This is a genomic window from Actinomycetota bacterium (assembly GCA_018830725.1).
GTDB lineage: Bacteria > Actinomycetota > Humimicrobiia > JAHJRV01 > JAHJRV01 > JAHJRV01.
The window spans coordinates 1-3,047 of record JAHJRV010000044.1; the positions used below are offsets into that span (position 1 = coordinate 1).

General features: G+C 28.3%; 4 protein-coding genes. 3 read left to right on the plus strand and 1 reads right to left on the minus strand.

Features of this window, described 5'->3' with window-relative positions; all coding sequences use genetic code 11:
- Window positions 1–202: 202 nt before the first annotated feature.
- From KKC53_02315 to KKC53_02325, 3 genes are all read left to right on the plus strand, one after another.
- Window positions 203–841, plus strand: coding sequence for a SatD family protein (locus tag KKC53_02315; protein MBU2598005.1), 639 nt, complete (start codon window positions 203–205; stop codon window positions 839–841).
- Window positions 842–984: 143 nt separating this feature from the next.
- Window positions 985–1,830, plus strand: coding sequence for a fumarate hydratase (locus tag KKC53_02320; GenBank protein ID MBU2598006.1), 846 nt, complete (start codon window positions 985–987; stop codon window positions 1,828–1,830).
- A 19-nt stretch (window positions 1,831–1,849) separates the two neighbouring features.
- The gene (locus KKC53_02325) at window positions 1,850–2,395 is read left to right on the plus strand and encodes a FumA C-terminus/TtdB family hydratase beta subunit (protein ID MBU2598007.1); all 546 of its coding nucleotides are present in this window, start codon (window positions 1,850–1,852) and stop codon (window positions 2,393–2,395) included.
- A gap of 3 nt (window positions 2,396–2,398) precedes the next feature.
- On the opposite strand, the gene KKC53_02330 is transcribed toward KKC53_02325, so the two are convergent.
- A partial coding sequence (locus KKC53_02330; GenBank protein MBU2598008.1) for a phosphatase PAP2 family protein occupies window positions 2,399–3,047 on the minus strand: 649 nt, incomplete at its 5' end.

Here is a 3,047-nt window from a genome sequence, read left to right on the forward strand (position 1 = left end):
AAATATTGGAAAAAATAAAGAACTTTTCAAAATTAAATATTTCACCTAAAATATGGTGAAAAGTAAAATTCACCTAAATTAGTATGAAATTATTGAATATAAAAAATTGAAATTAAAAATTCTAATTTAGCAATTTTGATAGTTTGATACTTTAATAACATACAAAGCATATAAAGAAAAATATTTTAAAAAGTGTGATTTTATGAAATATGGCATATTAACAGCCGATATTATTAGATCCAAAAAAATAACTGATAGGAATTTATTTTTTAAACTTTTTTCTGAAAAAATTAGTTATGTTAATAAAAGATTTTCCTTTCTCTTGCTTGTTCCATTTAAAATATATAGGGGTGATGAGTTTCAAGGTGGCATAAAAGAAATTAATAAGACACCTGAATTTTTGTCAATAATTAGAGAAAACTTCTACCCTTTGCAGTTTAGAGCTGGAATAGGAATTGGTTCAATATCCACTAAGATAAAAAGGGATATAGGAGAAATTGATGGAGAGGCTTTAAGACTTTCTAGCCAGGCTTTAAATATCATCAAAAAAGAAAGGGAGAGAATTACTTATTATAAACTCCCATCTGAATATAGATCTTTAGAGGAAATCATTAATAACTTTTACACATTTTTGGATTTAAATGTTATTAATAGAACATCTAAACAATGGGATGCTATAAGATTGTATCGAGATAAAAAAAATCTAAAGAAAGTAGCAACAAAATTAAATGTAACATTTCAAAATGTTTCAAAGAGACTTAGGGCTGCTCATTGGTCACAATATTATCAATTAGAGAGATTTTTAATTAAAAAATTGGAGGAATACTTTTCTCACAATTAAGCAGATTTATTTTTTAATTTGAATTTAATATTTTTTAAATTTAATTAATGCACACACTTCATTATTCTCTACTTTCAAGTTAGGGGGAGAGAAAATAATTCATAAAGTTATATTTTTAAGATTGTGAAAAGGAAAGTTAAGATATGAGAAAAATTAGTGCAGATGAAATAAAAGATAAGGTAGCAATGCTTTGTAAAAAAGCAAACTATAAACTACCTGATGATGTTAAAAGTGCAATCAAAGAAGCATACAATAAAGAAAAATCATCATTAGGAAAAGAAGTTTTATCCCAAATCATAAAAAATTATGAAATTGCTGAAAATTCAAAGGTACCAATTTGTCAGGATACAGGTATTGCAGTTTTTTTCATTAAAATAGGCGAAGATGTAAAAATTGTAGATGGTGATATATATGATGCAATTACTGAGGGTGTTAGAAAGGGATATTTGGAGGGATATCTTAGGGTTTCTATGGTTAAGGATCCTCTATATGAAAGAGAAAATACTTTAGATAATACTCCAGCAATTATACATTTAGAGATAGTTTCAGGAAAAAATCTGGAAATTACTCTAATGCCTAAAGGTGCTGGTTCAGAAAATATGTCAAAGATGACTATCCTAACTCCTTCTGCTAGCGAAGAAGATATAGAAAATTTTGTTGTAAAAACCGTTAAAGAAGGTGGAGCTAATGCATGTCCTCCTGTAATAGTTGGAGTAGGAATTGGAGGAAATTTGGAAAGCTGCACACTCTTATCAAAGAAAGCTCTGTTAAGAGATGTAGGAAAACAAAATCCAGATTTAAAATATGCTCAATTAGAGAGAAGAATTTTAAAAAAGATTAACAAATTAGGAATTGGACCTTCAGGATTTGGAGGTATTTATACTGCATTAGCAGTTCATATAGAAACAGCTCCATGTCATATTTCTAATTTACCAATATGTGTAAATCTCAATTGTCATGCAGCTCGTAAAGCTTCATTAATTATCTAATATGTAAAAAAGGTTGAATATGTCAAGAACTTTTAGGTTAAAAACACCCTTTAGTGAAAGGGATTTAGAGAAACTTAATATAGGAGATAAAATCCTTTTATCTGGAGTTATATTTACTGCAAGAGATGCAGCTCATAAATTGCTAAAAAAACAGATTGATGAAGGAAAAAAAACACCATTTAATCTTAAAGGCTCAGTAATATTTTATGCTGGACCTACACCTTCAAAACCTGGGGATCCTATTGGCTCTATAGGTCCTACTACATCACATAGGATGGACAGTTATGCTCCATTTTTTTACTCGTTAGGAGTAAAGGCTACTATAGGAAAAGGTAGTCGTTCAAAAGAAGTTGTTTTGGCTCAAAAGAAATATAAAGCAGTTTATCTTGCAGCTGTTGGTGGAGTAGCTGCATTACTTGCAAAGCATGTAAAAAAAGCGAAAGTTATAGCATATCCAGAATTAGGTACAGAAGCCATTAGGAAATTGTGGGTTGAAGATTTTCCTTGCATTGTAGCAAATGATATATACGGAAATGACCTATATGAAAGGGTTAAAGACTTTTAAATCTTAGTTATTTTCATTTTCTTCCAAATTAGCTTTTTTAATTATTAATGGCATTATGAAAGTAAGCCATAATCCCATAATAAAATATCTTATATATGTGAAAAAATCTGCGACAGGTAATATTTCCTTTAACCCAATTCTAATTATCAATGAAACAGATAAAGCTATTATTATTTTTATAACCTGAATGTAAAGTTTTGCTTTAGGGTTAAAATCTATATATCTTTTTTCAAAAGTTACTCCCAAGATAATGCCTGATAAAACCCCCAAAATTTGCCCAGTTGAATAGGTTGGATAAATAAAAAAAGAAATTAAAGGAATGATAATAATTAAAATTGGAATTAGATAATCATAATGAAAATATCCCTTATTATGAAAATACTTTTTATTATAATTTGATAAAAACTCCCAAACTTGATATTTTTCTATTAGAAATAATAAAATTATTAGTATTAAAAAACCAATTATCCATCCACCAAAAACATCTATTGGAAAATGTACTCCTAAATATATTCTACTTAATGAAACCAAAGAGATTATTATTAATAGCATAATTTTCAACCAATTCTTTTTAACTTCTGACAATAAGTAACCAAAAAAGACAACAGCACCTTGAGCATGATTGCTTGGAAAAGCATAGCTATCCTCCTCA

What these genes read in the sequence shown, in the direction of transcription:
- KKC53_02315 (MBU2598005.1), top strand. Translation starts at nt 203, where the DNA reads ATGAAATATGGCATATTAACAGCCGATATTATTAGATCCAAAAAAATA.
- KKC53_02320 (MBU2598006.1), top strand. Translation starts at nt 985, where the DNA reads ATGAGAAAAATTAGTGCAGATGAAATAAAAGATAAGGTAGCAATGCTT.
- KKC53_02325 (MBU2598007.1), top strand. Translation starts at nt 1,850, where the DNA reads ATGTCAAGAACTTTTAGGTTAAAAACACCCTTTAGTGAAAGGGATTTA.